Raw genomic sequence first — 1,355 nt, 5'->3', positions numbered from 1 at the left:
GAGAAATCAAACAAAATGGTTCAGTGGATGAGGGGAAAGCTGCCTGATCTTTTTTGACCATACACAACTTTTAACCGTAGCTCGTTTTTCCGGTATTGAGAATTCAAGCAAAATACTACGGTTGGAAAATGGCTTTATATATCATGGCGATTTTTATCACTATTTTAGTACTAACATCGATAATCTTGCATTATGGCTTTGCTTTGTTTTCTTTGTTACCCAACCCAGGTCAAGTTAAAGGTTTATCACAAAGAAGCTATTTTGATATCAACTATGGTTTTTATCTTAACTGCATCTTCATTTTATTAAGCATCGTTTTTGCTGTTTGTTATATGGTAACCGTTAAAACAAAAAAGGCTAAAAACTCTGTAATTGAAAAAATATTGTTTTTCTTTGCAATGGTTGCTATTGCCTGGCTAGTAGTTGGGATATTTATATAAAATTATCTGGCTTGTATGCTATTTCTATCTAATATGACCCGTTAAAAACGATTTTTGGCTATATTTTATATATGAACATGAATAAAAAAATCATTTTGCAATTATTTAAAGAGCAAATGTTAAAACAAAATACCTTGCGCAACAATTTTCATCTATCTATAAATGATGTTTGTGAGATATTACATCCAAAAACCATACAAGAACGTGCATCAATTCATCAATTAATTGACGATTGCGTGAACCATGGATATCTTGAGCCCGCTAAATCTTCATTATCAGCATTTCCTAAACAGGATTTATATACCATATCTGTACTTGGCTTAATTAAGTTAGATGATGAATAAATCTATTCCATTTCTAGCTCATATTTAACTTGTTATTGATAAATTGATAAACCACTTTTTCTGGACTATGGTTTATGAAGTTCTTTCATTTTAAAACAAAGGAGTGTAACGATGCACCATAAAGAATGTATACAGTCATGTCTTGACTGCCTAAAAGCCTGCGAGGCCTGCGCTTACCAATGTTGTTTTGGAAACGATTCTCACCTTGAATGCTTCAAGCTTTGTACCACTTGTGCTGATATTTGTAATCTATGCGCCAGAATTTGCATGCGAGGAGATATGCCCTTTTGTAAAGAAATTTGCGAGCTTTGCGCTAAAATCTGCGATGCTTGTGCTGTTGAGTGCGAAAAACACGATGAACAGTTATGCAAAGCTTGCGCTAAAGCTTGTCGCGAATGCGCTGAAGCCTGCCGAAAATGCTGCTAAAATAATCATCGTTTTGTATGGCATGAAACTTTCTCATGCCATACTAGATTTTTATTAAATAATGAGCTACGGTTAAAAGTTGTGTATGGTCAAAAAAGATCAGGCAGCTTTCCCCTCATCCACTGAACCATTTTGTTTGATTTCT

The 1,355-nt window shown here is 34.2% G+C and carries 3 protein-coding genes; all 3 read left to right on the top strand.

Translation table 11 applies throughout. From position 1 onward, the window contains the following. Positions 1-128 precede the first annotated feature (128 nt). The 3 genes from Llon_RS07710 (at position 129) to Llon_RS11870 (ending at position 1,210) form a co-directional block, all read left to right on the top strand. Entirely contained in the window at positions 129-440 is a 312-nt protein-coding gene (locus tag Llon_RS07710) for a hypothetical protein (protein WP_058529502.1), read from the top strand. A gap of 77 nt (positions 441-517) precedes the next feature. Next, a complete protein-coding gene (locus Llon_RS07705; protein WP_061784096.1) occupies positions 518-784 on the top strand; it encodes a hypothetical protein in 267 nt (88 codons plus the stop codon). 111 nt (positions 785-895) lie between these two features. After that, entirely contained in the window at positions 896-1,210 is a 315-nt protein-coding gene (locus tag Llon_RS11870; RefSeq protein WP_080453428.1) for a four-helix bundle copper-binding protein, read from the top strand. The last annotated feature ends 145 nt before the right edge of the window (positions 1,211-1,355 follow it).

Origin of the sequence: Legionella londiniensis (assembly GCF_001467825.1) — a bacterium.
Taxonomy (GTDB): Bacteria; Pseudomonadota; Gammaproteobacteria; order Legionellales; family Legionellaceae; genus Legionella_A; species Legionella_A londiniensis.
Note: the sequence above shows the minus strand (reverse complement) of the source record. Positions and strands in the feature narration are given on the sequence as shown.